This is a genomic window from Saccharibacillus qingshengii (assembly GCF_013185195.1).
Lineage (GTDB): Bacteria > Bacillota > Bacilli > Paenibacillales > Paenibacillaceae > Saccharibacillus > Saccharibacillus qingshengii.
In genome coordinates this window covers 41,112-67,321 of the sequence record NZ_JAAZWC010000002.1, presented here as the reverse complement: position 1 = coordinate 67,321, position 26,210 = coordinate 41,112, and the positions used below count along the sequence as shown (strand labels likewise).

Sequence of the window (26,210 nt, the reverse complement as noted above, 5' to 3'; positions counted from 1 at the left end):
TTCTTCCTGATAATGCACCGATGTGCGGACTGCATGGATTTATATGACTTTCGTTAAAGAAGCGTTTATACTGGTAAAAACAATTCGGAAAGCGAGGAACCCCGATGACCCCCAGCTCTTCCCTGTCCGCGCAGCTGCCGGACTTCTCTTACTCCGTCGCCCCCAATCCGGTATACGACGACAAAGGCATGCTGTATGTCCTGTTCGCCGGCGAGAGCCAGACCCTGCCGGAACACAAGATCGGCCCGAAGATCTACGATTATTTCCTGCTGCATATCGTGGAAGAAGGGCGGGGAACGTTCGTGCACGACGGCCAGCCTTACCAACTGGAAGCCGGCGATGCGTTCCTGATCCGTCCGGGCCGCCTGGTAAGCTACATCTCCGATCCCCGCCGACCTTGGCGCTACCGCTGGATCTCGTTCGCCGGAAAGCTCGCCGAAGATACGGTGCGTACGGCCGGCCTCACTCCGCAGCATCCGGTATTCCGTCCTGCCCCGGAATCGGATATCCCGCGCCTGCTGCTCCACACGCTCGAATCGTTCCGTTCCAGACGCGCCGGCGCCCATCTGGCATCGCTTGGCTATCTGCACCTGATTCTGTCCGCTGCCGAAGACGTGGTACGCGGCGATTCGGCGCTGCCCGCCGCAGACACGGCGGGCAGTCTGGCGGTCAAGCAGATGATCCGCTATATGACCGACCAGTATGCCCATCCCGTCTCGATCGAAGACATGTGCCAGAGCCTTGGTTACAACCGTGCTTATCTGTCGCGGCTGTTCAAAAAAGAAACGGGCGCCGCGCCGGTCACTTATCTGCTGCGTCTGCGGATTGACAAAGCCCGCGGGCTGCTGCGCGAGCGGCCCGATCTGTCGATCCAGCAGATCGCGTCGTCCGTCGGACTGACCGATCCGCTGTATTTCTCGCGCCAGTTTCAGCGGCTGCACGGAAAGTCTCCGACCGCCTACCGGGAGTCCGTGCTCAATCGGACATAAAATCTCCCTGCGGCATCCCCTCCCTAAATTAACCGGAAAGCGGCGGCAGAATCCGGCAAAGCCGAATCGGCGAACGGGCCTGCCGATAAAGCATGCCTCTTCGCCCGAACGCGAATTCCGCTGCGCTGTCATGCCAAAAATCCCGAATCTGCCGCACAAAGGCGAAGATTCGGGATTTTGCGTATACGTCCTTTATGTCGCTCGGGCAGCCGTTCCGGCCCTCGCGGGGTTCTTACTGTTCATTCTCCGTCTTGAGGATCTTCTCGATCCGCTCAAGCTCTTCGGCCGAGAACTCCAGCTGTTTGAGCGTCTCGATATTCTCTTCGATCTGCCCGACCCGGCTCGCGCCGATCAGAACGGAGGTCACGCGCTCGCCCCGCAGTACCCAGGCCAGGGCAAACTGGGCCAGGCTTTGTCCGCGGGCGACCGCCATTTGGTTGAGCGCGCGCACCCGGCGCATCGCTTCCGGCGTGATCTGCGTCTGGTTCAGGAACGGCGAAGCGCTCGCCGCACGCGAATCTTCCGGGATCCCGTTCAGATATTTGTTCGTCAGCAGTCCCTGCGCCAGCGGGCTAAAAGCGATACTGCCGACGCCGCTCTCATCAAGCACGTCCTGCAGTCCGTGTTCGATCCAGCGGTTCATCATCGAATAGCTCGGCTGATGGATGGTAAGCGGCGTACCGAGGTCTTTGAGGATAGCCACCGCTTCGCGGGTCTGCTCCGCCGAATAGTTGGATACGCCTATGTACAGCGCTTTGCCGGAACGCACGATATGGTCGAGCGCCATCATCGTTTCTTCGAGCGGCGTATCGGGATCCGGGCGATGATGATAGAAAATATCGACATAATCCAGTCCGAGCCGCTTCAGACTCTGATCCAGACTGGAGACCAGATATTTCCGCGATCCCCATTCGCCGTACGGGCCTGGCCACATGTAATAGCCGGCTTTGGTCGAGACGATCAGTTCGTCGCGGTATGCCTTAAGATCCGTCGACAGCATGCGGCCGAACATCTCTTCGGCCGATCCCGGCGGCGGTCCGTAATTGTTCGCCAGATCGAAATGGGTGATCCCCAGATCGAACGCCCGATGCACGATGCTCCGTCCGTTCTCGTAAGCGTCGACGCCGCCGAAGTTATGCCACAATCCGAGCGAGATCGCCGGAAGCTTAAGCCCCGACCGCCCGCTGCGGTTATATTTCATTTGGTCGTAACGTTCTCCGCTCGCCTTGTATTCCATCGATTTTCTCCATCCTTTCGTTTCAAGCTTGCTTCCATCTTAGCGCCGGGTTTGCCGCTTGGCAAGAAAACGATTACATCCGGTCCCTATCCTGCATAAGGCTGATATCAGGCATATCCGAGCAGGCGGCGCACCCTTTCGGCGACCGCTCCCATCGGTTCCGAGATCAACAAATCCGCATGGCTGTCGTAAGGAGTGGCCGTACGGTTCAACAGAGCCAGATGCCCGCCGTCGAACATGCCGACCAGGCTGGCAGCGGGCTGGACCGTCAGCGAAGTTCCGCCGACGAGCATCAGATCCGCTTCTTGGATCGCCTGCATCGCGGCTTCCATCACGCTTGAATCCAGGACTTCGCCGTACAGCACCACGTTCGGCTTGAGCGTTCCGCCGCAGGCGGTGCAGCGGGGAATCCCCGTACTGTCCATTACAGCTTCCAGTCCGTAGACCGCCCCGCACTGCGTACACGTATTCCGCAGTACCGAACCGTGCACTTCCAATACGCGCCGACTGCCCGCTTTCTGGTGCAGGCCGTCGATATTCTGGGTGATGACCGCGTTCAGCCGGCCGGCCTGCTCCAGATCCGCAAGCAGCTTGTGCATGGCATTGGGCTGCGCTTCCCGGTAGACCATCCTTTTGCGGTAAAAGTCATAGAACATTTCCGGCTTCCGATAGAAAAATTCCCGGCTCAGCATGTCTTCGGGCGGATAAGGAAACTCGCGGTCTCCCGTTTCGTACAATCCCCCCGCCGAACGGAAATCGGGAATGCCGCTTTCCGTCGAAGTTCCCGCACCGCCGAAAAATACGATCCGCTTCGCCGCTTGAATCCACTCTGCCAGCACTTCCGCGCCGTCTCTGTCCATATGCCTTCCTCCTCCGCTTCTTATTTCCCGGCGGCGATTTCCAGTTCGCCGTAGCCGCCGATCACATAATCCGCCGCCGACAGATGACCGCGGGGTCCTCCGTTCGGCGCGATGCCGATAGCCAGCGCAGCACCCGCGCGCCTCGCCATCTCCATATCGGCGCCGCCGTCGCCGATCACGATCGCCTGCGCCGGTTCCACGCCGAGGCGCCTGCAGGCCTCATGCACCAGATCCGGCGCCGGTTTGCCTTCAACTACCCGGTCCCGCCCCTGGACGGAATCAAACCACCCGTCCAAGCCGGCCCAGCGCAGATGCCGGAGTGCGGACTCCGTCGTATCCGACGTTGCCGCGGCAATCCGCAACCCGGCGGCCCGGGCTTGTTCAAGCTTCGCGACCAGCCCCGGCAGCGGACGCACGGGACGTTCCCGCTCCATCGTCTCTTCCGCGGAGGCGGCGAATCCCCGTATGGCGTCCACGCTTTGATGCCAGGGAATCCCGGCCCCGTACAGCTGCCAGGCCAGAACCCCCGTCATTTCTTCGGCGGTCGCGAGTGCCAGCGGTCCGCTGCGATCATAATCGGCGATGCGCCCATCCGGTGCTCGCACAATGCCGAACGTCCGCTCCGCACTGCCGGTCCACTGCCCTCCGGCGACGGTCAGCTTCTCCTCGGTCTGCCGGAGCATCTCGTCGGCCCAGCGGCCCCACAGCTCCATAAAATCGAGCAGCGTGCCGTCTTTGTCGAAGATCAGCGCCTCGCAGGCATAGGAACGTCCTTGAACCGTCAGAAATGCCATACGCTTCCTCCTATTTGGCTCCGGAAGCCGGTATGGCATCGAGCCAAGCCGAGATCAGAGCCACCGTTTGTTCCCGCTGCTTCGCTCCGGAGATCGAAGCTTTCCCGTCGCCCCCCTGATCTCCGTAGCTGCCGAACTGACCATGGTTGCCGCCTTTGATCACTTCATACTGCGCATCGGCCGGCAGGTATTTGCGTCCTTCCGCATACTTTTCCCGATTCAGCACGTCGTCGCCGGATGCCGTGATCGACAAAGCCGGCATCTGCGCAGCGCTGAGATCGCCTTTGCTTTCCGCGTAGGAAGCCAGGAAAAAGATTCCGGCAATTTCTTTGGGATGCTCCGCCGCATAACGCGCCGCAAAAGGTCCTCCCAACGAATGTCCGCCGATCGCAAATGTTTCATCCGGATACTTTTTCGCGATTTTCTCCGCTTCGTTTTGTCCCAGAAACGCGAAGTTCAGCGGCATTTTCGCAATAAACACGTGCCGCCCGGTCTCCGCCAAATCACGGGCGAACGCGGCGTAAGCTTCCGCTTTGACCCGGCCTCCCGGATAGAAAATAACACCCGGCTGCTTGACCTTTTCACCGCCCACCGGTTCAAACTCGATCCAATCGTCCGTCTGGGACACCGCAACGGCCGTGTCCCCTTTCAGAGCGGCCTGCGCTTCTGCGGAAGGGCCGTAAGGCGTACTTACATACAAGGCGGCCGCGGCAATCAAAGCAATCAGCAGCACAATCACAATCGTCAGGACCAGGCGTTTTTTGCTGCGCGGATTCCCTCCGCTGTTGTTTCCTTTTCGTTTTCCGGTTTCGAACGGCCGGATTGGCGATCTTGTTCCCGTCAGCATCATACTTCCTCCTTAACCCTTCTATGGCTTTCCCCGTCCCATTATAAAGAAACGCCGCAGTCCCGGCAAAGCCTCCCGCGGATCATTTTGCGCATGCAAAAAGCCCGCACTTCCAAATCGAGGAATTCGTGCGGGCTTCAGCAGGGTCCGGACGAATCGAAATTCGTACCTAGCGGCTGCGTGCCTGGCGGTAGGCTTCGGCGTACTGCGCCGCTTTCCCGCGAACTTTGGTCATATCGCCGGTCTTCAGCGCCTCGCTGGTCAGATCGGAACCGATCCCCACCGCAACCGCTCCGGCTTCGATCCATTCTCCCAGGTTCGCTACGGAGACTCCGCCGGTCGGCATCAGATTCGCCTGCGGGACCGGTCCTTTGAACGTTTTGATAATCGAAGGCTCGAACATATTTCCCGGGAAAAGTTTCATGACATCGGCGCCCAATTCCAGCCCTTTAAGCAGCTCGGCGATCGTGACGATTCCCGGCATTACCGGAATCCGATATAAATTGCACAGCTTGACGGTCTCTTCGTTCAGAGCCGGAGACACGACAAACTGGGAACCCGCCATAATAGCCATACGCGCCGTATGCGGCTCGAGTACCGTTCCCGCTCCGATCACGGCAAAACGATCCGAGTCGATTGGCGCTTCCGGACTGTAAATACGGCTGAGACGTTCGATCGCTTGAAGCGCGTTCGGCACCGTCATCGTGACCTCGATAATCTTGACGCCTCCGGCAATCGCCTGTTCGGCCATTTCCACTACCTGGTCCGGCGAATCCCCGCGCAGAACCGCTACTACGCCGCAGTCCATAATTCGCTGCAGCACCTTGATTTTCTTCATTCCACTCATTCCTCTCCGCTTCCGGCCTTCTGCGGCAAATACGGCCGACCGTTTGTAGGTACTTGTTTACGCCGCTGTACTCGCTTTCATTGTGCGTCAAGCGCTTTTATGGTGTCAATGAAAAAAAACCGAAAAGCACCGATAAGAACGTTCATTTTCGATTTTTCAAACAAATTCTTCAATCATTAAAAGACTGAGCCGCAGGCGAAAACGGAGGCTGCGGGCTGGTTCCGCAAGGATTGCAACGCCGATTGGACGCAAATAAGAAAATAAGCAAAAAAACCGAATTTTTTTTAGACCGCGCCGCTGCAAGGATTTGGAAAGAAAACCTACCTAGGTAGGGCTTTTTCAAGCTTGCTCGGCGTTTCATTGGAAAATGGCGGTGGTAAATAGTTGGTGCACGCGGCAAAAACAACTACTGAGGAGTGATTGAGATGACAAACAGTCAGTCGGGCAACAAGAAAATGAGTCGCGAAGAAGCCGGTCGTATGGGTGGAGAAGCTACGGCGAAGAAACACAGCCGGGAGTTCTACCAGGAAATCGGACGCAAAGGCGGCAAAGCTACGGCCAAATCGCACAGCCGGGAGTTCTATCAGGAAATCGGCCGCAAAGGCGGAGAAGCGACTTCCAACTCCCATGACAAAGACTTTTATCGCGAAATCGGACGCAAAGGCGGCCAGAAGTAACCCGCATTCAGGGCTGCCTGCCGCCCATGACGTTATTCCCCGCGCGCCAAGCGAAAGAGCCGAAACGAAGTCTGTCAGCGTGTTCGGCTCTTTCGCCTGGGCGCGCTTTTTTGCGTGTCCAAATAAAGGCAGCTCCATTTTTTCGCCCTTTGCTAGAAAAAAGTAACGGCATGTGTTAGACTGTTTAGAAAATTTAGCTTATGGGTTGAGCTGGATCCGTTCCCGGAATAAACGGCTGCCGCGAGGCGGCGAAAGCACAATCCGCTACCTCGTTTCATCTTTATTTCGGTGGCATCACGAGTCTTCGCTTTGCTCGTGAACCGCGCTAAAGCAGGCATTTCAATATATCGTTCTGGGGGAAAATCCATCATGGTTGCTAAGAAAATGCGTTCCGACATGATCAAAAAAGGGTTCGACCGTGCACCTCACCGCAGCCTTCTGCGTGCAGCAGGCGTCAAGGAAGAAGATTTCGGAAAACCGTTTATCGCAGTCTGCAACTCTTATCTCGACATCGTTCCGGGTCACGTCCATCTGCAGGAGTTCGGCAAAATCGTCAAAGAAGCGATCCGCGAAGCGGGCGGCGTTCCGTTCGAATTCAATACGATCGGCGTCGACGACGGAATTGCCATGGGACATATCGGGATGCGCTATTCCCTGCCGAGCCGCGAAATCATCGCCGATTCGGTTGAAACCATGGTTATGGCACACTGGTTCGACGGAATGGTCTGCATTCCGAACTGCGACAAGATCACGCCGGGCATGATGATGGGCGCACTGCGCGTCAACATCCCGACCGTATTTGTCAGCGGTGGCCCGATGAAAGCCGGCAAAGACAAAAACGGCCGCTCCATCTCGCTCACTTCGGTCTTCGAAGGCGTAGGCGCACACCAAGTCGGCAAAATCGACGACCAGACGCTGCTGGAGCTTGAACAATACGGCTGTCCGACCTGTGGTTCCTGTTCGGGCATGTTCACCGCCAACTCGATGAACTGTCTGGCCGAAGCTCTGGGTATCGCTCTTCCGGGCAACGGTACGATTCTCGCGGTTGCCGAAGAACGCAAAGACTTCGTTCGCCAGTCGGCTACGCAGCTGATGGAACTGATCAAGCTCGATCTCAAACCGCGCGATATCGTAACGGTCGAAGCGATCGACAACGCTTTTGCTCTGGATATGGCTATGGGCGGTTCGACCAACACCGTTCTGCATACCCTGGCTCTTGCACAAGAAGCCGGTATCGAATATCCGATCGAACGCATCAACGAAGTCGCCAACCGCGTTCCCCACTTGGCCAAACTTGCTCCCGCTTCCGACTGGCATATCGAAGATGTGCATAATGCCGGCGGCGTCAGCGCGGTACTGAACGAACTGCTCAAAAAACCGGGTGCCCTGCACGGCGACCGTATCACCGTTACCGGCAAGACGCTTGCCGAGAACGTTCAAGGCCAGGAAATCCTCGATACCGAGGTTATCCACAGACTCGACAATCCGCATTCCGAGCGCGGCGGTCTGGCTGTTCTGTTCGGCAACCTGGCTCCGGAAGGGGCAATCATCAAAGTCGGTGCGGTTGACGCTTCGGTCGGCGGCTACCACAAAGGACCTGCGATCTGCTTCGATTCCCAGGAAGAAGCGCTCGAAGGTATCGCAAAAGGACAAGTCAAAGAAGGTCATGTCGTCGTTATCCGCTATGAAGGACCAAAAGGCGGACCCGGCATGCCGGAAATGCTCGCTCCTACGTCGCAGATCGTCGGTATGGGACTCGGTGCCAAAGTCGGCCTGATCACGGACGGACGTTTCTCGGGCGCATCGCGCGGGATCAGTATCGGTCATATCTCTCCGGAAGCGGCTGAAGGCGGTCCGATCGCATTCGTCGAAGAAGGCGATATCATCGAACTCGATCTGATCAACCGTACGATCCAATTGGAGATCAGCGAAGAAGAATTCGCCGCTCGCCGCGCCAACTGGAAAGGCTTCGAACCAAAAGTAAAAACCGGTTACCTCGCCCGCTATTCCAAACTGGTCACCAATGCCAGCATGGGCGGCGTCCTGAAAATCTAATTCAGCCATTTCTGCGCAGATCCGCGGCGATAAGCGGATCTGCCGGCTTTGGCTTCAGTCAAAACACAATCAAAAAGGACTTCGGGCCGCGCTGCACAGCGCGCTTCGAAGTCCTTTTTGGTCTGCATGAAATTGACGCCAAAGCCATACGCTCCGGTTGCGTCGTATCCGCCCACAATACGGATCCCGCGTTTATCGGACCGCTGCCGCTTCCGCCGGACTGCCATCGGGCCGCATAACGGACACGGACGCTTCCTCCTGCCTGTTTGCAGCCGCCAGACTCTCCGGTGCCGCGGCGGAAACGGAATCGTTCTGGACGGTTTTGCGGCGGCTCTTGCGCTTGTCCGCTTTGAAATCGCGGGTCAGCATCGTTTCCATCGGCATGACCATGATCTTGGGTACCAGAAACTCGCTCTGTTCCTGCAGGCGCGCGCTTCCCGAAGGATGAATCGCCCACAGCAGCAGCTTCAGGTACAACCGGGTTGCCCGTGCAAACCATCCGCTCGGAAGATCATGCACTTCGAAACCGAACTGCTCCGGACCTCGGTTGATCATGCTGACCGCATAAACCGCTTTGGCTTCGCGCAGATCCGGGTCCTGCCGGATATACTCCGCAATGCCAGGGAAGCTCTGCTCCGTGCCCCGGATCATCAAAATGGCCAACTGTACCGACGAGCGGGAACGGCTGCCGAATTCGAACAGCATTTTGTTGTCGAAATGCAGCTCCACGATTGGATCCCCTTTGACAAGCGTGAGGCCGCTGCCGAGCTCGATCGGCTGGCCGGTATAACGCGTCTTGCGGAAATGATACAAAGGCGCACCTTCCGCTTCTTGCAGACGAAAAACAAAACGAAAGCCCCGTTCGTACAGCAGCCAGGCGCCGACCAGCGCCTTTTTAAATGGAGAAACTTGACCCATCTGCTTGCCACCCGCTTTCTTTGTCGTTTCCATCAGGCGTTCCACCGTAACACTGCTCAGCCCTTTGGCATAAGCTTCCTCCAAAAAGCGCTCCAGCGCACGCAGCATATTCTCCGGCGCTTTGTCGTTGGCTCCAAGCGTGGCTCCGCAGTCGTGCAGCACCAGCACTTCGCCGCCGCGCATCTTGCGCCGCATCCGTTTGAGCAGTCTTTCTTCGCCCAGACGTTTGCGCCAGTCGCCGAAGATCCCCGACCACAGAACCAGCTGCAGCTCGTGGCGTCCGACCAGGTCGAACAGATTCACGATGCCCCAGGGCGGACGGTAGTAAACCGCACGCTCGCCGGTGACCCGTTCGATCACTTCGTTGGTACGATTGATCTGCTTGCGTACCGAACCCGGCCGCATCAGCCAATTCGTACGATGTATATAATTGTGAATGCCGATTGCGTGGCCTTCGGCCTGCATTCTTTTCAGCAGATCGGGGTGCTGCGCCGCATGCGAGCCGACGACGAAGAAGGTCGCTTTCGCTTCGTAGCGTTTCAGCAGATCGAGCAGCTTCGCCGTATACTGGGGGTCCGGCCCATCATCGAATGTCAAAGCAAGTTCCGTTTCGCTTTTTCCTTTGCGGAAAGCCCGAAATCCGAAAATCCGGCTGATCAACCCTGGAATAAATGCATAAAAGGAAGATAAGTAAAAAAGCCATATCAGCAAGGTTGTTTCCATTTCCGCTCTCCGTTTCTCTATATAAAGTCGGAGCAAGAGTTTGGTTCGTCTATTGCTCAGCGCCATCACTTTATTTTATCATAGGTAACAATCGAATCAATGCAAAAATGCGGACTCTATTCCCCCGCCATCCCTTGCGAAGGAGCCTATCCATGATCACGCTATACCGAAAATATTGGCGGACGGCTTTTGACGTCGGCCTAATCATCCTGACCGTTTACCTTATTATGCTTGCCTTCAGCTGGCTCTACGGCATCGCCGCGCCGGTCTTCTTGTCCATCCTTGTTTTTCTCATTATCGAACCGTTCGCCCGCCTGCTTCATCGTCGGGGCAAACTGCCCAAACCGCTTGCTTCGGCCATTTCGGTGCTTGTGTTCGTTCTGGTTATTCTGGGCGCCCTGTTCGGAGCGGGTCTGATCTTCGTGTCGCAGATCGCCCGCCTGACCGATAATCTGCCCGAATATACGGCGATCGTACAGATTCAATTCACCAATTTGACGAAGTTTTTGCACAATGAACTGAACGCCCTGCCCGCCGGAACCGCCGAGAAAGCCAACGAATATTTCGCGCTGTTCACCGATCAGCTGACCGTCTGGCTCAAGTACGCTTTCACCTATCTGCTTGCGTTCCTGACTTCGTTTTCGAGCTTTATCGTCAGTTTCGCGCTGTCGATCATCCTGGCTTTTTTCCTGAGTTCCGAGATTGTCTGGTGGAAAAAAGTCGCCGGCGACAAAACGCCCAATACGCTCAAAAAAGCTTACGTTTTTCTGAAAAACCATGTCTTCCGTTCGATCGGCTCTTATTTGAAAGCGCAGGTGATCCTTGTCCTCATTACCTTCGCGATCGTATACGCCGGACTGCTGATTCTGCGTGTGGAAAATGCATTTGCCATTTCCGTCGTTTCGGCCTTGTTCGATATTCTGCCGCTGCTTGGCGTACCGGCTATCTTTATCCCCTGGGTCGTCTATTTGTTCCTGGTCGGCAACACGGGACTTGCGGTCGGTTTGATCGTCCTGCTGGTTGTCGTCATGCTGACCCGTCAGCTGCTCGAACCCAAAATCGCAGGCAACTCGATCGGTATTTCTTCCGCTTATCTCATGCTTTCGTTTGTGCTGATCTCCACTTCCTTGTTTGGCGTGGCGGGGTTGATTCTGGCTCCGATTCTGCTAATCCTGATCAAAGAACTGATCCAGGAAGGCTACTTGCAGCGCTGGATCCGAATGCCCCAGGAAGAATTCGCCGTCCATCCGCTCAGCCCTTCGGGCGCCACGCCTCCTGCCGATGCGCCTGCAGGAACAGGCACGCCTTCGCCTAATCCGAATCTGCCGGATTGATCCGGTATCGCCGTTTAGACGCTCTTCCGCCGGAAGAGCGTTTTTGCCGCACCGCGGTCCATTTCCAACCCGGATGAAAGTTGGATGAAGCTTGACCGGTTAACGTTTTAACGCTCGATGCGCAGGGTATATGGTTTCCGTATGCCCTTTATGTAAGCGATATCCATATTCGAGCAAAGGGAAGGGGACTTCACATGACCGACGAGCCAAAAAAGCCAACCGACGACGGGCAAGAAGAAAACCTGACACTGACCACAAGGCAGGGACACCCGGTAGCGGACAACCAAAACGTCCGTACGGTGGGAAGCCGTGGGCCGACAACGCTGGAGAACTATCACTTTCTAGAAAAAATTACCCACTTTGACCGCGAACGTATCCCCGAACGGGTCGTTCATGCGCGGGGAGCGGGAGCCCACGGTGTCTTCACCGCTTACGGGCGGGTCGGCGACGAGCCGGTATCCCGCTATACCCGTGCCAAGCTGTTCCAGGAAGAAGGCAAGGAAACCCCGGTATTCGTTCGTTTTTCAAGCGTTATTCACGGCGGCCACTCTCCGGAAACGCTGCGCGACCCGCGAGGATTCGCTACCAAATTTTATACCGAAGACGGCAACTGGGATCTTGTCGGCAACAATCTGAAGATTTTCTTTATTCGCGATCCGTTGAAATTCCCCGATATGGTCCATGCGTTCAAACCGGATCCGCTCACCAACGTGCAGAGTATGGAACGCTTTTTCGATTTTGTATCGCTCAGTCCCGAAGCTACCCATATGGTTACGTTTCTGTTCTCGCCTTGGGGCATCCCGGCCAATTACCGGCAGATGCAGGGCTCGGGCGTAAATACGTACAAATGGGTAAATGCCGACGGCGAAGCGGTGCTGATCAAATATCACTGGGAACCGTTGGGGCAGGGCATCAAGAATCTCACGCAAAAACAAGCCAACGAGATCCAGTCTTCCAACTTCAACCATGCGACACTGGACTTGTACGAAGCGATCGACAAAGGCGATTATCCGGAATGGGAACTCTGCGTGCAGATCATGGAAGACGGCGAGCATCCCGAACTGGATTTCGATCCGCTGGACGATACCAAGCTTTGGCCGCCGGAACAATTTCCGTTTCTCCCGGTCGGCAAAATGACGCTTAACCGAAACCCCGAAGACTATTTCACCGAAGTCGAGCAGGCGGCGTTCGGTACCGGCGTTCTGGTGGACGGGCTTGATTTTTCGGACGACAAGATGCTGCAGGGCCGCACCTTCTCGTATTCCGATACCCAGCGGCACCGGGTAGGAGCCAACTATCTGCAGCTTCCGATCAACGCGCCCAAATCTCCGGTTGCCACCAATCAGAGCGGCGGACAAATGCAGTTCAAAGTCGATCGGGCACCGGGGCAGAATCCCCACGTCAATTACGAACCTTCTTCGATGGGCGGATTGAAAGAAGCGCCGAAATCCGGCAAAGACCATCAGCCCGAATACAACGACAAATTGATGAAAGCCCCGATCGACCGTCCGAACAATTTCGGCCAGGCCGGCGATACCTACCGTTCGTTCGAAGACTGGGAACGAAGCGAATTGATTGCCAACCTCGTGGATGCCTTGTCGTCTTGCAAAGCCGATATCCAGGAGCGCATGATCGATTACTTTACCGAAGCCGATGCCGACTACGGCAGACGCGTCTCCGAAGGATTGTCTTCCGCCAAACCCGAAGACGGGATCAGCGGCCAGGCCAATCCACACGATGCCGTCGAGAAGTCGCGCGAAAAAGGCGAGGAAGCCGATCCGTATTGATTGGCGGAAGCCTATAAATCCTTTAGGTATGCAAAAAAGAGCTCCGGGCCGCAGCCCGGAGCTCTTTTTATCCTGCTTTTCCCTACTCCCCCACCCTCGAAAGTCACAAGGGCCGGAGGGGAATGTCTATGGAGGAGCGGTAGCGTTCGCCTTTGAAATCGGGAAAACACCACCTTGTTCAAGTTCAATCCATTTTCCCGATTTCAACAAGCGACCGGAATAGACATTCCCCGGAGCCCCCGCTCACTTTCCTCTCACCTACACCGTAAATTTCGAAATCGAATCTTTCAGCTCGTTCGACGCGTTGCTCAGCTTGGCCGACAGTTCGACCAGGCGTATGCCCACGTTCTGCTGCTCGCTGCTGAGCGACGCCACTTCTTGGGAAGTGGCGGACGACTGCTCGGCCACTGCACTGACGCTGGTCATGGCTTCGGCCATAATCTTCTGGGCGCTGCCCAATTCGCCGATCGAAGCCGTGACGCCGTCCAATTTGCCGGAGAACTGCTCCATCTGCTCCTGCACCGAGTCGAAAATCCCGCTCGTCTGCTTCACGGAGTGCACCTGTTCCTGGAACATCGGATACACCGCCGACAGGGTGCGCACCGTTTCATCCATTTCGGACTGGATATTGTCGGTGATCTCGCCGACCATATCGATCGACTCCCGCGAACGGCTGGCCAGCTGGCGGATTTCGCCGGCTACAACCATAAAGCCTTGTCCGGCAACCCCTGCACGCGCCGCTTCGATCGTGGCGTTAAGCGAGAGAATATTCGTCTGTTTCGTAATATTCTGCATCACATCGAGTACTTTCATGACGGAAGCGGTACTCTCCTTGAGTGCGTCGACCCGGGTAACGAGCGAACGGACCATATTCTCCGTACTGCCCGTTTGGGACAGCAGCTTGTCGAGATGCACGGTGCCTTCCTGACTCGCCGTTTGAACTTCGCGTGCCGAAACGTCCATTTCGCGGTTTGCCGACACGACCTTTTCCATCCGGTCGCCGATACGTTCGGTCAGCTCCGTGCTCTTCTCCGCTTCCTGCGCCAGACTGGATGCGCCGTTCGCGATCTCTTCCGTCGCAATCGCGATTTCGCGCGCCGAGGCGGCCGTCTGCTGCGAAGCCTGTTCAAGCTCGCCGGCCGTATCCAGTACCTGCTGGGCCGTATCGGTCGTCCGGCGAACCAGGTCCGTGATTCGGTCCATCATCTGGTTGAAAGCGACAGACAGCTCGCCGATTTCGTCTTTGGAACGATAATCGGTCCGTACACTCAGATTGCCGGTTGCGCCTTCCTGCATCAGTCCTTTGAGGTGACCCAGCGGACGTGCGATCATGCGGACCATCCAGATTCCAATGAAGATGGCCACGAGTACGGCTCCGGCTACAAAGATCACAATCAGAGTCAGTATGCCCGATGCGCCTTCCAGCAGAACGCCGACCGGAACGGTTCCGATCAGCTTCCAGCCGGATGTTTCCACGGTATTGTAAGCGGCAAGTACGGTCGTGCCAAATTGCTTGGCTTCGAATTTGCCGCCTTCTCCGAGCTCGTCCTGCTTGAAGACATAAGTGGTAGGCTGTCCGGCGGAACCTTCGACGTCGGAAGCGACATTCGTTCCGTCCGCCGCCACCAGCTCGATATGGCTGCCTTCTCCGAATTTAACGGATTTCAGCTGTTCTTCAAGCGTTTTGACATCCAGTTGAAGACCGACGACAAACTTGGTACCACTGCCGTTTGTAGTGGACATCTGGCGGACCAGCGTATAACTTGCCCGCTCCACGTCGGTCGGCAGCCACTGAACGGTCGCTTTGCCTCCCGTCATTTCGGAATACCAAGCGGCTCCCCGAATCTCTTCGGCCGTTGGAACCCGGTTGCCTGCCGTGAAGAAATCTTCCGAAGTCTCATCGGTCGACAAGAAATACACAGACTGCAGCCCGCTGGTCACGTTAACCTGGTTGCTCAGCGACTCGTTGATCTGAAGGTAAGCCTGCAGGCGATCGAAATCGCTTGTGGCACGCTGCAGACTATTGATCGCATCCTGAATTTCGGGATTGAAAAAGATCTGCGTCGAAGTATCCATGTAACGCTGCAAAATGATGTCAAGCTTCTCCGAAGTCTGAATAATGGTCTGCTCGTTGGCTAAAGCCGCGTTTTCTTTGATCGTATCCCGGGCTTTGAGGTAGGACAGGATCCCGAGCGAAGACACGAATACGACAATCCCGACAAGGAAAATAATGAAGAGACGAACTCCCACCGATTTGCTCGGATCGATCGCCCGCCAATTTTTGAGTCCCCGCACTACGGTATTCCCCCGCTCGCGCATCGAGCGTGCCGGACGGGCGGAACGGTTTTGTCTGGTCGGTACAAGTTTGGAAGCGAAACGTTTCACCTTTATAGGTAAAGCGTTCTCATTTTGTACAGGATTTTCAGACCCAGTCATCGGTGCCCCCGGGAGTGTTTTTGTCGGTTTTTGCTTTTTTTCACGTACTTTTTTTGGAGCTTTATCTTTTTTCAGCAGCTTCAACGAAGGCTTCCCTTTTCCTTCGCTTTTGGCATCCTCCGGCTCCAGTACGGGATTTTCCCCATTTTCGCCTTTTTTCTTCATCATGCCCATGTCCCCACCCGCCAGTCTTTAGAATCAGCGTTGCAACTCCGGCCGTTGAGAAAGCGCTCTCCACCTTGTCTATGTACCTACTTTCTTCGTAGGAAGACCCGGGATTACAAAATGCTGGTTATCTCTATTATCGGACGAAGCAAGCAAAATGAATAGTAAAATGAAGAATTTTTTAAAAAAAGTTAACATCATAGGAAAACCCTCCATATCTTTGACAGATTTGAAGGGTTTCGTAAGACCTATGACTGAAGTCTCTTATTTTTTAATATTCTTTTTGCGCATCATGTCGAAGTAACGCAGCGGACGCTCCACTTCAAACTTCACACGCTGCATCGGGTGACGGGCCGCATCGAGTTCATTGCCTTCTTCATCCCAGATCCGGCCTACCGTCTGAGTGAAAAAAGTTCCGTCCGGACCGAATAATTCAATCTCGGTTCCGGGTTTGAAATGGTTGCGCTGCTGAATGGTCGCCATTCCGGTCTGCTCGTCGTAATCGAGTACCAGTCCCGCAAAGTCGTAAGGTACCGCTTTTTCTTCCGGTTCGTAAATATGGTCTTCGTGATCCGGCGTATCGTAGAAAAACCCGGTGTTGAGCGGACGATTCGCCGCTTTGTTCAGCTCTTCCATCCATTCCGGCTTCAGTACGTAGTTGTCGGGGTCCGCCATGTACGAATCGATCGCCTGGCGATACACATTCACCACGGTCGCGACGTAATGGATCGATTTCATCCGGCCTTCCACCTTGAAGCTGTCGATGCCCACTTCGATCAGGTCGGGAATGGAGCCCAGCATGCAGAGGTCTTTGGAACCCATCGTAAACGTGTTGTCTTCGGACCGGAACAAAGGATTCCCTTCACCCGCATCGGCCTGCTGTTCTTCGGACACCCAGGCTTGCTCTTGCGAAGGCGTCTCGAACAGATCGTATTTCCAGCGGCAGGACTGGCAGCAGCCGCCTCGATTGGAATCCCGGTCGGTAAAATGGTTGGAGAGGACGCAGCGTCCCGAATAGGACGAGCACATCGCGCCGTGTACAAAAGACTCGATTTCGATATCGACGTTTTTCTTGATCTCGGCGATTTCTTCCAAACTTGTCTCGCGGCCCAATACGACGCGCGGCAGGCCTTCTTCTTTCCAGAATTGGACCGCCTGCCAGTTGAGCGTCGACTGCTGGGTGCTCAGATGCACTTCGATCAGCGGAGCCGCCGTCTTGGCCGTCTCGACGATGATCGGATCGGCCGTAATGATCGCGGCAATACCGGCATCCTGCAGATTGCGCAGGTACTCGGCAATGCCGTCGAGATCTTCTTCGTGAGCATAGATATTCGTCGCGACAAACACTTTTGCACCGTATTTTGCGGCGAACTCTACGCCTTCTTTCATCTCTTCGAAACTGAAATTGTCGGCATTCGAACGCAGACCGTATTTTTGTCCGCCGATATAGACGGCGTCCGCGCCGTAATGTACGGCAAATTTCAGTTTTTCCAGGTTGCCCGCCGGTGCCAACAGCTCGGGCTTATCCAGACGATACCGCTTGCCTTTGTGCTGCGGCTTGTCTTGAACCGACGTTTGTGTCGTTTCCACGATGCGTTCCCCTTTCTTAATACACCTGTTCTTTATAGAAAAATCCGAATGAAAGCTCACGGTCCGGATCCTGCAGCCCGCGAACCTCGTCAAGCCAGGATTCGTCGAACGCGTAGTTTTCCCGGTCGTTCACGAAGCTGTCGATCGCTTTGCGATAAGCCCGGGCAGCCGCGACGTTGTACGCCTGGCTTTTCAGAATCCCTTCGATCTTGAAACTCTGCACGCCCGCTTCCATCAGCAGGTGCAGATCTTCCAGAATACAAATATCGCCGGAACTCATGATATGCGTACCGTTGGAATCTTCATAGATCGGAAACCGTTCGTCGCGCCGTTCCGCTTCGATCAGATACAGCCCGCGCGACAATCCGACATTCCCGTCTTCGACCGGACGTCCTTGATTCGCCATGTAGCTGTTCACCAGACTGCGCTTGGAATGATAGATGTTCGTCATGCCATGTACCTGCACCTGGGCTTCGACTTCAAGCGACGGCATCATGCCGGTTGTTTCTTCCATATTAAGTTCCCGAGCCAGCACGATCCGGGTTGCGCCGCGGCGTCCCCAGTAATTTGCCGTTCCGTGGTTGGTAGAGGTCATCTCGGCATTCCAATGCAGCGGCAGGCCCGGCAGAAGCTTTCTGGCCTGCATCAATACGGAAGGATCGCCGAACTCGATTCCGTCCACTCCGATCTGCCCCATCTCTTCCAGATAACCGGGCAGACCGGGCAGCTTGTCATTGTCCATCAGATTGTTGACGCAGACGTAGATCTTGATCCCCCGGGGATGGGCGAAATTGACGGCTTCCGCAATCATCTGCGGCGTGAATTCACCCGGCAGACGCATCCCGTATTTTTCTTCCCCCAACAAAAAAGCGTCGCATCCGGCTTCCGCCAGCGCTTTTAATTCATCCAGTGTGCCGCAAGTTGCCAATAATTCGGGTTTGTATCCCAAAACGGCCACTCCCTTCTTCAACTTCATCGGCGCAGGCCGGCGCAGTTATTTGCCACCGGCTCTGCTTTCTTCGATATTTTGTTCATGCTCTGCGAACGTCTCGGCAAACAGATGCTCGCCGGAGCCGTCTTTTTTGGTCACGTAAAAGAAATATTCCGAAGCTTTCGGCTGCAGGGCGGCTTCGATCGACTTGAGACTCGGAGACGCGATCGGACCCGGCGGAAGCCCTTCATATTTGTAGGTATTGTACGGGCTGTCGATCTCCAGATCGGAATAGAGCAGCCGGTCTTTCTGTTCGCCAAGCGCGTACTGGACGGTTGCATCGATCTGGAGCTTCATCGGATCGTTCAACCGGTTGTAGATGACGCCCGCAATGAGCGGACGCTCGGCATCGACTACCGCTTCACGTTCCACAAGCGAAGCGACCGTCAGCAGCTCATGCACGGTCAGCCCGCGCTTTTTAAGCAGTGCATCGAAGTTCGCAATAGAATCGAGTTTGCGCTTCGTTTCCTGAACCAGACGGCGCACCACTTCTTCCTCCGAGGCGCCGGGTTCGAATTCGTACGTATCGGGGAATAAATACCCTTCGAGCGCATAGGTCGTTTTGGCGGCTGCCGGAAGCTCGGCCGGCAGATCGGCGCTGAATTTTTCCGGCTGCCGGGCCAGCTGCCGAATCGTTTTGGCGTCCCAATCTCCTTTTTCGCTCAATCGGTCCGCGATTTGCTTAAGCGTAAATCCTTCGGGAATCGTCACTTTGACGGATTCTTTGCGTACTTCTTCACTGCCGCCGTTCAATACGGCCGTGATCGCTTCGTATTCCAGGCCCGGCTGCAGCTGATACGCTCCCGCCTTGAACGCTCCGCCTTCGTTTTCCATCCGCAGATAGAACTTGTACAGCAGGGCGCTGCGAATCAGTCCGCTGTCTTGCAGCTGATCGGCAATCTCCGCCGTCCCCGTCCCTTCCTTGACTTCGAACAGAAGCGCTTCGCTTGAAGCCGGGGTCGGCCGCATCGAAGCGTAGACGAACCCCGCTATCGAGACAATCATGACAAGCACGATCAGCAGTAGAACAAACGGAGCTTTCGACCTTTTTTTCTTCATCTTGACCGGATTATTTTCCACTACGGCGCACATCCTTTGTCGGTCTTCAATCGCAGGCAATCGGGTAAAAAAGACAGGCTCTGCCGTCATCCGCGCACTTATTTTTGCGCACGGCAAAGCGGACCAGGCTAGCCGGGTCCGCTTGCTTTACCGATTCCCTTACATTTCTTCCGGGAAAGTGAGTTCGTCGAACAGTTCGGCCACGTTTTCCCACTCGTCGTCGTCGTCGATTGTTGCCAGTTGAACTTCGCCTTCCGGAGAAGTCTCGATCTTGAGAATTTGTACGTCGTCGTCCGCTCCGGCGGTTTCGTTCTGCAGAACCGCGTAAGCGCCGCCGCCTACTTCAAACTCTTTGACGATCCGGTACGTAACCGATTCGGCACTGTCGTCGATCAGCTCGACGTACAATCCGTACACCTGCTCCAGCTTGTTCGTGTATACGACTTGACTTGCGGAAAATTCCGTCATCGCTTCTATTCCTCCCCGTCCAATTCGGCAACCAGCGTATTGAAAGTCTCTTCAACAATCTGCCATTCGGCTTCGTCTTCGATGACGTAAAGCTTCAGATCGTCGTTGTCTTCCTCATAGCGGAACGCATAGACTTCGTCCGCTTCTTCATCGTCCGAATCCAAAGGAACTACCATCATATACTTGCTTTCCGAACCGTCCACTTCAAATTTCATGATGACTTCAAAGCCTTCTTCCTGGCCTTCTTCATCGGGGATATAAATAATTTCCGGCTCTTCGCCTACGAGATTGGAATCGTTTGTCATGCCTGTCACCCTTTCACCGGTTTGATTTGGAATCGAGATAATTTTGCAAGATCAGACCCGCCGCGATTTTGTCGACGACCTGTTTGCGCTTCTTGCGGCTGACATCGGCTTCGAGCAGCGTTCGCTCGGCGGATACCGTCGTCAGACGTTCATCCCACAGGTGAACAGGCAGACCCAGCAGTTCTCGCAGCGATTCGGCGAATTCGATGCACAGTTCGCCGCGCGGGCCGATCGTGCCGTTCATGTTTTTCGGAAGACCTACAACCACTTCCCCAACTTCGTGCAGCCTGGCAAGCTCCGCAATCCGCTGCAGATGAGAACCGTCGTCGCGGCGTTGGACCACTTCGATCCCTTGAGCGGTCCAGCCGAAAATGTCGCTTACCGCGACACCGATACGGCGGTCTCCATAATCGAGGCCCAGCAGTTTCATTTCACGTATCTCCTATCGAAGCTTGGACAAATAAGAACGAACCAGCTCTTCGATCAACTCGTCGCGTTCCTTTTTGCGGATCAGGCTTCGCGCGTTGTTGTGTCTCGGGATGTAAGCCGGATCGCCGGACAGCAGGTAGCCTACAATCTGATTGATCGGATTGTACTCTTTCTCCACAAGCGCGTCGTACACGGTAAGCAGAATCTCCTGTGCGGAGGTCTCTTCGTCGCCCTGTACGTTGAACTTCACAGTCTTGTCCATAGAATCCATAAGGATTACACCTCGCTTCACAGAGCGTCCGCGTGCACGCGGCGCACCTTGATGCCTTCATATTGAATCCTGTTTATCATATCACACTTTCCCCCGATCAAGAAACGGTGAATCGGGCGGAAGATCGCCCGACTTCGATCAGGCGTTCAGCGATTGTTCCAGGAGGGAAACGGCCGTCTTCAAGGCTTCCTGAATTTTGGAGGCGTCTTTGCCGCCGGCTTGGGCCATATCCGGACGTCCGCCCCCGCCGCCGCCGCAGACAGCTGCCGCTTCCTTGACCAGTTTGCCGGCATGCAGCCCGCGCTTGGTCAGTTCCTGCGGTACGGCCGCCACAAAGTTAACCTTGTCTCCTTCGACGGCGCCGAGCACCAGAACCGCCTGCGGCAGTTTGACTTTCAGCTCGTCGGCCAGCGAACGCAGCGCGTCCATGCCCGAAGCCGATACGGCTTCCGCCAATACCTGTACATCGCCTATGGTGCGGACGCGGTCCGTCATTTGACCCGCTTCGATCGCACCCAGCTTGCCGCGCAGCGATTCGATCTCGCGCTCCGCATCTTTGAGCTGTTTGTTCAACCCTTCGATCCGCTTCGGCACTTCGGCAACCGGCGTCTTGAAAGCTGCGGCCGACTGTTTCAACAGATCGAGCTGCTCGTCGAGGTACAGATAAGCTCCCCGGCCGGTCAAGGCTTCGATCCGGCGTACGCCCGATCCGATCCCGCTCTCGCCGACCAGTTTGAACAGACCGATTTCCGCCGTATTGCGAACATGGCAGCCGCCGCACAGTTCAAGACTGTAATCGCCGATCTCGACGACGCGTACGATATCGCCGTATTTTTCTCCGAACAAGGCCATCGCGCCCATCGCTTTGGCTTCTTCGATCCCTTTGAGCTCGATTTTGACGTCGACGCCTTTCCAGATCTGTTCGTTCACGCGGCGTTCCACATCGGCCAATTCTTCCTGCGTGATGCTGCCGAAGTGCGAGAAGTCGAAGCGCAGACGCTGCGGCTCAACAAGCGACCCGGCTTGATTGACATGGCTGCCGAGCACTTCTTTGAGCGCTTTGTGCAGCAGGTGTGTCGCGGTATGGTTTTTCTCGATCGCGGCGCGCGAATCGCGCTGTACGCTCGCCCGCACTTCGTCGCCGGTGTGCAGTTCGCCCGACTCGACCGTCACTTGGTGTACGTGCTGGCCGCGCGGCGCTTTGACGAGACCTTCGACGCTCAATGTACCCGTGAACGAAGAGATCGTGCCGATATCGCTGACTTGTCCGCCGCTCTCGGCATAGAAAGGCGTTTTATTGAGCACAACCAGAGCCGAATCGCCTTCGCCGACCGAATCGACGATTTCGCCGTCTTTGATCAGCACCACGATTTGGGCTTCGACAGAGGTTTCGCCGTAACCGACGAATTCGCTGCTCGCTTCCAGATCGGACAAGACGCCGCCCTGGATATTCATGCCGCCGCCTTTTTTGTGCGCTTCGCGCGCTCTCGTACGCTGCTGCTGCATCGCTGTCTCAAAGCCTTCGCGGTCAACGCTCATGCCCTGCTCCTGGGCGAAGTCTTCGGTCAGATCGAGCGGGAAGCCGTAAGTATCGTACATTTTGAACGCATCCTCGCCGCCGATCATCTTCTCTCCTGCCGCTTTGGCGCGTTCAGCCGTTTCCGTCAGGATCGCAAGACCGTCGGACAGCGTTTTGTGGAACCGTTCTTCTTCAAGACGAATGACGCGTTCGATCAGTTCCCGGCTGTCGAGCACCTGACTGTAGTATACGCCCATTACTTCGCCCACCGTACCGACCAATTCGTACAGGAACGGACGGTCCAGTCCAAGCACGCGTCCGTAGCGGACCGCGCGGCGCAGCAAACGTCGAATCACGTAGCCGCGGCCTTCGTTCGAAGGCTGCACGCCGTCGCCGACGGCGAACGTCACCGTACGCACATGGTCGGCGATCACTTTGAGCGCCACATCGTGCTCTTCGCTTACTCCGTACTGAATACCGGCCATCTGCGCGGTACGCTGGATCATCGGTTGGAACAAGTCGGTATCGAAGTTGGAATTGACTTCCTGCAGAATGGACGCGAGGCGCTCCAGACCGGCTCCGGTATCGATGTTCTTGTTCGGAAGCGGCGTATAGCTGCCATCCTTGTTGTGGTTGAACTGCGAGAAGACCAGATTCCATACTTCGAGGAAACGTTCGTTCTCGCCGCCCGGATACATCTCGGGATCGTTCGGGTCGAGCGTACCGTAGGCATCGCCGCGGTCATAGAAAATTTCGCTGCACGGACCGCACGGGCCTTCGCCGATATCCCAGAAATTCTCTTCGCCCAGCTTGATGATACGTTCGGCGGGAAGACCGACGATTTCATTCCAGATCGTGAAAGCTTCTTCGTCTTCATTGTAGACCGTTACGCTGATCCGTTCGGGATCGAAGCCGATCCACTGCGGGTCGGTCAGGAATTCCCAAGCCCATTCGATCGCTTCTTCTTTGAAGTAATCGCCGATAGAGAAGTTGCCCAGCATCTCAAAAAAAGTATGATGGCGGCGCGTTTTGCCGACGTTCTCGATGTCGTTGGTGCGGATACATTTTTGCGAATTGGCGATTCTCGGATTCTCCGGTTTGATCCGGCCGTCGAAGTAGGCTTTCAGCGGCGCCATACCGGCATTGATCCACAGCAGGGACGGATCGTTATGCGGGACGAGCGGAGCGCTCGGCTCGATATGATGTCCTTTTTGTTCAAAAAACTGAAGCCATTTGGAGCGGATTTCACTAGCTTTCATAGGTTTCGGACCTCCGTTTGGGAATAGTAAAAAACATAAAAAACGCCCCTGAAAAAATTCAGGGACGATTGCTCGCGGTACCACCCTGGTTATCGTCTGCCGTGCGCCGACTTTCTGCATCATGCAGAAAACGGGCCTGGAGAAACGATCGCCTCGTTGAGTCCGGTAACGGGGACGAGTCGGCCGCGGACTTCCGGGATCGGAAATTCGCGGCACTCCGGAATCAGCTTTCGGTTCGTCGACCCTACAGGCTCTTCCACCCGTGCGCAGCTGCGCAAGGAGCCTGTTCGCTGAAAAGGCGTCTCTTCAGAACGTACTTCATTCCATCATCGTGTTGTTGACTATATGCAATGCCTTCCCAGTATATCGGGCGGCCGATTTTCTGTCAATGTGTGCGGCGCGGCAAAAAGCCGGAGTCTCCGCAGCGTCCTTGGTTGCAAGGCGCGGCGAAGCTTCCGGCTGTCTAGGGTCTTTCGTCCGTTCAGGACGTCGCCTGCAGTCGGGGCAGAGCCGCGGCGTCTTCCAGGCAGAACAAGTCATCGAGCGAACTCAGCGTTCCGTCTTTTTCAACTTGATAGACCGACATCTTGCCTGCATTAACCGTCAGTTCGATAAAGCAGCTCCAACAATAGAATTGATGCGAGCCGATTTTGCCGATATCTTTGGAACTGCAATTTGGACATTTCATTATGAGGATCACCTATCCGTCCGCTTAAGTTTGGGAGCCGCGAAGAGGCCGGGGCTTCTTCGGATTGATCGATTATTCACAATGCGCACCGCGGACAGACCTTCAGACCGCTGATCAAGCGGCCGTCGGACCGATCCGAACTTGCGGCGTGCGGTTATACGCGTATCAACGTTTGTTACGCACACGACCCGTAATCGTTTCAATTTTCTTGACAATCGTGTCGATTTCCTCCGAAGTATTACCCAAGCCGAAGCTGAACCGAACCGCGGAATTCAAAACATTTTCAGGAAGATTCATGGCACGCAGCACATGCGAAGTCTCCAGCGAACCCGAGGTACAAGCGGAACCGCTTGCCGCCGCGATGCCTTCCATATCCAGATTCATCAGCATCGTCTCGGTCCCCACCGCCGGGAAGCTGATATTTACGATATGCGCAAGCGTATGTGCGGGATCGCCGTTGACCACAAACGCCGAATCGCCGATCGAGGCGGACAACCCTTCAAGCAGCCTGCCGCGCAGAAGCTCGGACTGTGCCCGGCGCTCGTCCAGAGCGGACACGGAAAGCTCCGCCGCTTTGGCAAATCCCGCCATTCCGGCGAGGTTTTCGGTTCCGGCGCGCCGTTTGCGTTCCTGGTTGCCTCCGTGCAGCATGGCGGGAAGTTTGATATGCGGCGCCGTATACAGCGCGCCGATCCCTTGGGGGCCATTGATTTTGTGTGCGGAAAAACTGACCAGGTCGGCGTTCAAGCTGCTGCAGTCGACCGGAAGCGAACCCAGTGCCTGCACGGCATCCGTATGAAACCAGACTCCCCGCTCGCGTGCGAATGCGCCGATCTCCTGCACGGGTTGGATGGTGCCTACCTCGTTGTTGGCATACATCACGCTGATCAGGATCGTATCGGGCCGGGTATGCTCGCGAATCCAGTCCATGTCGACGCGGCCGCGGGTATCGACCGGAATATATTCCACTTCGAATCCCTGCTGCGCCAACCGCTCCGCGGCATGCAGCACCGCATGATGTTCGATTTGTGACACCAGCAGATGGCGTCCGCGATCCGACCGGGCCGCCGCCGCGCCGAACAGCGCCATATTGTCGCTCTCCGTACCGCCCGACGTAAACACCAGATCGGACGCGCGCGCGCCGATCGCTGCGGCAACCCGTTCGCGCGCGGAGCTGACGACCCGCTTGGCCTCGCGTCCGAAAGCATGGACGCTGGACGCGTTTCCGTACGTGCCGGTCAGGACCCGCAGCATTTCTTCGGCCACAAGCGGATGCACCGGCGTCGAAGCCGCATGATCCGTATAAATTCTGTTCATTGCCTGCTCACCTCGGTCTAAATATAGAACATGTAGCTGTCCGGTTCGCCTTTGTCCCGGAAATTAATCAGGTCGCCGAGTGTGGTCGAGTCGATGACATCGGCAATCGCGTCGCGGATTCTTTTCCACAAATCGCGTTTGGCCGGGTCGTCTTCTTCCGTGAAATCGACAACGGAAATCGGACCTTCCAGCACCCGGATAATTTCTCCCGCGGTCACCGTATCGGGATCCCGCGACAAAATGTAGCCGCCGTAGGCGCCCCGGATACTTTTGACGAGCCCGCCGTTGCGCAGGGGCGCAATCAGCTGCTCCAGGTAGTGTTCGGACAGGGAGTTCTTTTCAGCAATACTTTTTAGGGAAGTCGGGCCTTCGCCGTACCTTGCCGCCAATTCCATCATAATCGTCAAGCCGTAACGGCCCTTGGTCGATATCTTCATATAAAGGCACCTCTTTCGGTTCATTCGGGGTTATATCCTGTGTATACTCAGACTATCGTAACATAATGTTGAAGCCGGATGCACTACGGAATAACGGAAGGGCTCCGAAATGTCCGTCACAGGTGGAATCAAACTCCAAAGGAAAGAGCCGGAAAGGTCGTCAGAATACCGGTTTTGTGTTAAAATGCAGTCAGACGCGCGAAGCGCG

22 protein-coding genes and 1 pseudogene are annotated in these 26,210 nt (G+C 55.9%); 5 read left to right on the top strand and 18 right to left on the bottom strand.

What is annotated here, in order from left to right; translation table 11 throughout:
* Positions 1–104: 104 nt before the first annotated feature.
* Positions 105–989: an AraC family transcriptional regulator gene (locus HRQ60_RS02205; RefSeq protein ID WP_172194011.1), complete on the top strand. Its 885-nt coding sequence runs from the start codon at positions 105–107 to the stop codon at positions 987–989.
* Positions 990–1,221: 232 nt separating this feature from the next.
* Here the strand turns inward: HRQ60_RS02205 and mgrA are convergent, their stop codons facing one another.
* From mgrA to HRQ60_RS02180, 5 genes are all read right to left on the bottom strand, one after another.
* The gene (gene mgrA, locus HRQ60_RS02200) at positions 1,222–2,226 is read right to left on the bottom strand and encodes an L-glyceraldehyde 3-phosphate reductase (RefSeq protein WP_172194010.1); all 1,005 of its coding nucleotides are present in this window, start codon (positions 2,224–2,226) and stop codon (positions 1,222–1,224) included.
* A gap of 107 nt (positions 2,227–2,333) precedes the next feature.
* The gene (locus HRQ60_RS02195) at positions 2,334–3,086 is read right to left on the bottom strand and encodes an NAD-dependent protein deacylase (protein WP_172194009.1); all 753 of its coding nucleotides are present in this window, start codon (positions 3,084–3,086) and stop codon (positions 2,334–2,336) included.
* Between the two features lie 20 nt (positions 3,087–3,106).
* Positions 3,107–3,880, bottom strand: coding sequence for an HAD family hydrolase (locus HRQ60_RS02190; protein WP_172194008.1), 774 nt, complete (start codon positions 3,878–3,880; stop codon positions 3,107–3,109).
* A 10-nt stretch (positions 3,881–3,890) separates the two neighbouring features.
* Positions 3,891–4,730: an alpha/beta fold hydrolase gene (locus HRQ60_RS02185; RefSeq protein ID WP_246281058.1), complete on the bottom strand. Its 840-nt coding sequence runs from the start codon at positions 4,728–4,730 to the stop codon at positions 3,891–3,893.
* 166 nt (positions 4,731–4,896) lie between these two features.
* Positions 4,897–5,565, bottom strand: coding sequence for a bifunctional 2-keto-4-hydroxyglutarate aldolase/2-keto-3-deoxy-6-phosphogluconate aldolase (locus HRQ60_RS02180; RefSeq protein WP_172194007.1), 669 nt, complete (start codon positions 5,563–5,565; stop codon positions 4,897–4,899).
* A 434-nt stretch (positions 5,566–5,999) separates the two neighbouring features.
* Between HRQ60_RS02180 and HRQ60_RS02175 the strand changes: the two genes are divergently transcribed.
* Positions 6,000–6,251 carry a KGG domain-containing protein gene (locus tag HRQ60_RS02175; protein ID WP_018975823.1) on the top strand — a complete coding sequence of 84 codons (252 nt, stop codon included), beginning with the start codon at positions 6,000–6,002 and terminating at the stop codon, positions 6,249–6,251.
* A 369-nt stretch (positions 6,252–6,620) separates the two neighbouring features.
* Positions 6,621–8,306, top strand: a complete 1,686-nt coding sequence (gene ilvD, locus HRQ60_RS02170; RefSeq protein ID WP_172194006.1) for a dihydroxy-acid dehydratase — start codon at positions 6,621–6,623, stop codon at positions 8,304–8,306.
* Between the two features lie 192 nt (positions 8,307–8,498).
* On the opposite strand, the gene HRQ60_RS02165 is transcribed toward ilvD, so the two are convergent.
* Positions 8,499–9,947, bottom strand: a complete 1,449-nt coding sequence (locus tag HRQ60_RS02165) for a polysaccharide deacetylase family protein (RefSeq protein ID WP_172194005.1) — start codon at positions 9,945–9,947, stop codon at positions 8,499–8,501.
* Between the two features lie 152 nt (positions 9,948–10,099).
* Here HRQ60_RS02165 and HRQ60_RS02160 point away from each other — a divergent pair, with 152 nt between their 5' ends.
* The gene (locus tag HRQ60_RS02160; protein WP_172194004.1) at positions 10,100–11,281 is read left to right on the top strand and encodes an AI-2E family transporter; all 1,182 of its coding nucleotides are present in this window, start codon (positions 10,100–10,102) and stop codon (positions 11,279–11,281) included.
* Between the two features lie 194 nt (positions 11,282–11,475).
* Positions 11,476–12,972: pseudogene (locus HRQ60_RS02155) on the top strand (catalase); the annotation flags it as partial.
* A 354-nt stretch (positions 12,973–13,326) separates the two neighbouring features.
* Here HRQ60_RS02155 and HRQ60_RS02150 read toward each other — a convergent pair.
* From HRQ60_RS02150 to cymR, 12 genes are all read right to left on the bottom strand, one after another.
* Positions 13,327–15,363 (bottom strand): methyl-accepting chemotaxis protein, encoded by a 2,037-nt coding sequence (locus HRQ60_RS02150; protein WP_172194002.1) that lies wholly within the window; start codon positions 15,361–15,363, stop codon positions 13,327–13,329.
* Between the two features lie 570 nt (positions 15,364–15,933).
* A complete protein-coding gene (locus tag HRQ60_RS02145) occupies positions 15,934–17,259 on the bottom strand; it encodes a U32 family peptidase C-terminal domain-containing protein (protein ID WP_172194001.1) in 1,326 nt (441 codons plus the stop codon).
* 16 nt (positions 17,260–17,275) lie between these two features.
* Positions 17,276–18,208, bottom strand: a complete 933-nt coding sequence (locus HRQ60_RS02140) for a peptidase U32 family protein (protein ID WP_172194000.1) — start codon at positions 18,206–18,208, stop codon at positions 17,276–17,278.
* A 45-nt stretch (positions 18,209–18,253) separates the two neighbouring features.
* On the bottom strand, positions 18,254–19,330 hold the full coding sequence (gene mltG / locus HRQ60_RS02135) for an endolytic transglycosylase MltG (protein ID WP_343044589.1): 1,077 nt from the start codon (positions 19,328–19,330) through the stop codon (positions 18,254–18,256).
* Between the two features lie 138 nt (positions 19,331–19,468).
* Positions 19,469–19,777 (bottom strand): DUF1292 domain-containing protein, encoded by a 309-nt coding sequence (locus HRQ60_RS02130; RefSeq protein WP_172193999.1) that lies wholly within the window; start codon positions 19,775–19,777, stop codon positions 19,469–19,471.
* A gap of 5 nt (positions 19,778–19,782) precedes the next feature.
* Positions 19,783–20,082 carry a DUF1292 domain-containing protein gene (locus HRQ60_RS02125; RefSeq protein WP_172193998.1) on the bottom strand — a complete coding sequence of 100 codons (300 nt, stop codon included), beginning with the start codon at positions 20,080–20,082 and terminating at the stop codon, positions 19,783–19,785.
* 13 nt (positions 20,083–20,095) lie between these two features.
* Positions 20,096–20,512, bottom strand: a complete 417-nt coding sequence (gene ruvX / locus HRQ60_RS02120; RefSeq protein WP_172193997.1) for a Holliday junction resolvase RuvX — start codon at positions 20,510–20,512, stop codon at positions 20,096–20,098.
* A gap of 12 nt (positions 20,513–20,524) precedes the next feature.
* Entirely contained in the window at positions 20,525–20,782 is a 258-nt protein-coding gene (locus HRQ60_RS02115) for an IreB family regulatory phosphoprotein (protein ID WP_172193996.1), read from the bottom strand.
* Positions 20,783–20,920: 138 nt separating this feature from the next.
* A complete protein-coding gene (gene alaS, locus HRQ60_RS02110; protein WP_172193995.1) occupies positions 20,921–23,560 on the bottom strand; it encodes an alanine--tRNA ligase in 2,640 nt (879 codons plus the stop codon).
* A 481-nt stretch (positions 23,561–24,041) separates the two neighbouring features.
* Entirely contained in the window at positions 24,042–24,248 is a 207-nt protein-coding gene (locus HRQ60_RS02105) for a hypothetical protein (protein ID WP_172193994.1), read from the bottom strand.
* Between the two features lie 165 nt (positions 24,249–24,413).
* Positions 24,414–25,565, bottom strand: coding sequence for a cysteine desulfurase family protein (locus HRQ60_RS02100; RefSeq protein ID WP_172193993.1), 1,152 nt, complete (start codon positions 25,563–25,565; stop codon positions 24,414–24,416).
* A gap of 17 nt (positions 25,566–25,582) precedes the next feature.
* Positions 25,583–26,002 carry a cysteine metabolism transcriptional regulator CymR gene (gene cymR, locus HRQ60_RS02095; protein ID WP_172193992.1) on the bottom strand — a complete coding sequence of 140 codons (420 nt, stop codon included), beginning with the start codon at positions 26,000–26,002 and terminating at the stop codon, positions 25,583–25,585.
* Positions 26,003–26,210 lie beyond the last annotated feature (208 nt).

Bases quoted from the DNA above. Each gene is read 5' to 3' on its own strand.
- HRQ60_RS02165 (WP_172194005.1), bottom strand. From the start codon at position 9,947: ATGGAAACAACCTTGCTGATATGGCTTTTTTACTTATCTTCCTTTTAT.
- ruvX (WP_172193997.1), bottom strand. From the start codon at position 20,512: ATGAAACTGCTGGGCCTCGATTATGGAGACCGCCGTATCGGTGTCGCG.
- HRQ60_RS02185 (WP_246281058.1), bottom strand. From the start codon at position 4,730: ATGATGCTGACGGGAACAAGATCGCCAATCCGGCCGTTCGAAACCGGA.
- ilvD (WP_172194006.1), top strand. From the start codon at position 6,621: ATGGTTGCTAAGAAAATGCGTTCCGACATGATCAAAAAAGGGTTCGAC.
- HRQ60_RS02115 (WP_172193996.1), bottom strand. From the start codon at position 20,782: ATGGATTCTATGGACAAGACTGTGAAGTTCAACGTACAGGGCGACGAA.
- alaS (WP_172193995.1), bottom strand. From the start codon at position 23,560: ATGAAAGCTAGTGAAATCCGCTCCAAATGGCTTCAGTTTTTTGAACAA.
- cymR (WP_172193992.1), bottom strand. From the start codon at position 26,002: ATGAAGATATCGACCAAGGGCCGTTACGGCTTGACGATTATGATGGAA.
- HRQ60_RS02195 (WP_172194009.1), bottom strand. From the start codon at position 3,086: ATGGACAGAGACGGCGCGGAAGTGCTGGCAGAGTGGATTCAAGCGGCG.
- mgrA (WP_172194010.1), bottom strand. From the start codon at position 2,226: ATGGAATACAAGGCGAGCGGAGAACGTTACGACCAAATGAAATATAAC.
- HRQ60_RS02100 (WP_172193993.1), bottom strand. From the start codon at position 25,565: ATGAACAGAATTTATACGGATCATGCGGCTTCGACGCCGGTGCATCCG.
- HRQ60_RS02180 (WP_172194007.1), bottom strand. From the start codon at position 5,565: ATGAAGAAAATCAAGGTGCTGCAGCGAATTATGGACTGCGGCGTAGTA.
- HRQ60_RS02190 (WP_172194008.1), bottom strand. From the start codon at position 3,880: ATGGCATTTCTGACGGTTCAAGGACGTTCCTATGCCTGCGAGGCGCTG.
- HRQ60_RS02205 (WP_172194011.1), top strand. From the start codon at position 105: ATGACCCCCAGCTCTTCCCTGTCCGCGCAGCTGCCGGACTTCTCTTAC.
- HRQ60_RS02175 (WP_018975823.1), top strand. From the start codon at position 6,000: ATGACAAACAGTCAGTCGGGCAACAAGAAAATGAGTCGCGAAGAAGCC.
- HRQ60_RS02125 (WP_172193998.1), bottom strand. From the start codon at position 20,082: ATGACAAACGATTCCAATCTCGTAGGCGAAGAGCCGGAAATTATTTAT.
- HRQ60_RS02160 (WP_172194004.1), top strand. From the start codon at position 10,100: ATGATCACGCTATACCGAAAATATTGGCGGACGGCTTTTGACGTCGGC.
- HRQ60_RS02130 (WP_172193999.1), bottom strand. From the start codon at position 19,777: ATGACGGAATTTTCCGCAAGTCAAGTCGTATACACGAACAAGCTGGAG.
- HRQ60_RS02105 (WP_172193994.1), bottom strand. From the start codon at position 24,248: ATGAAATGTCCAAATTGCAGTTCCAAAGATATCGGCAAAATCGGCTCG.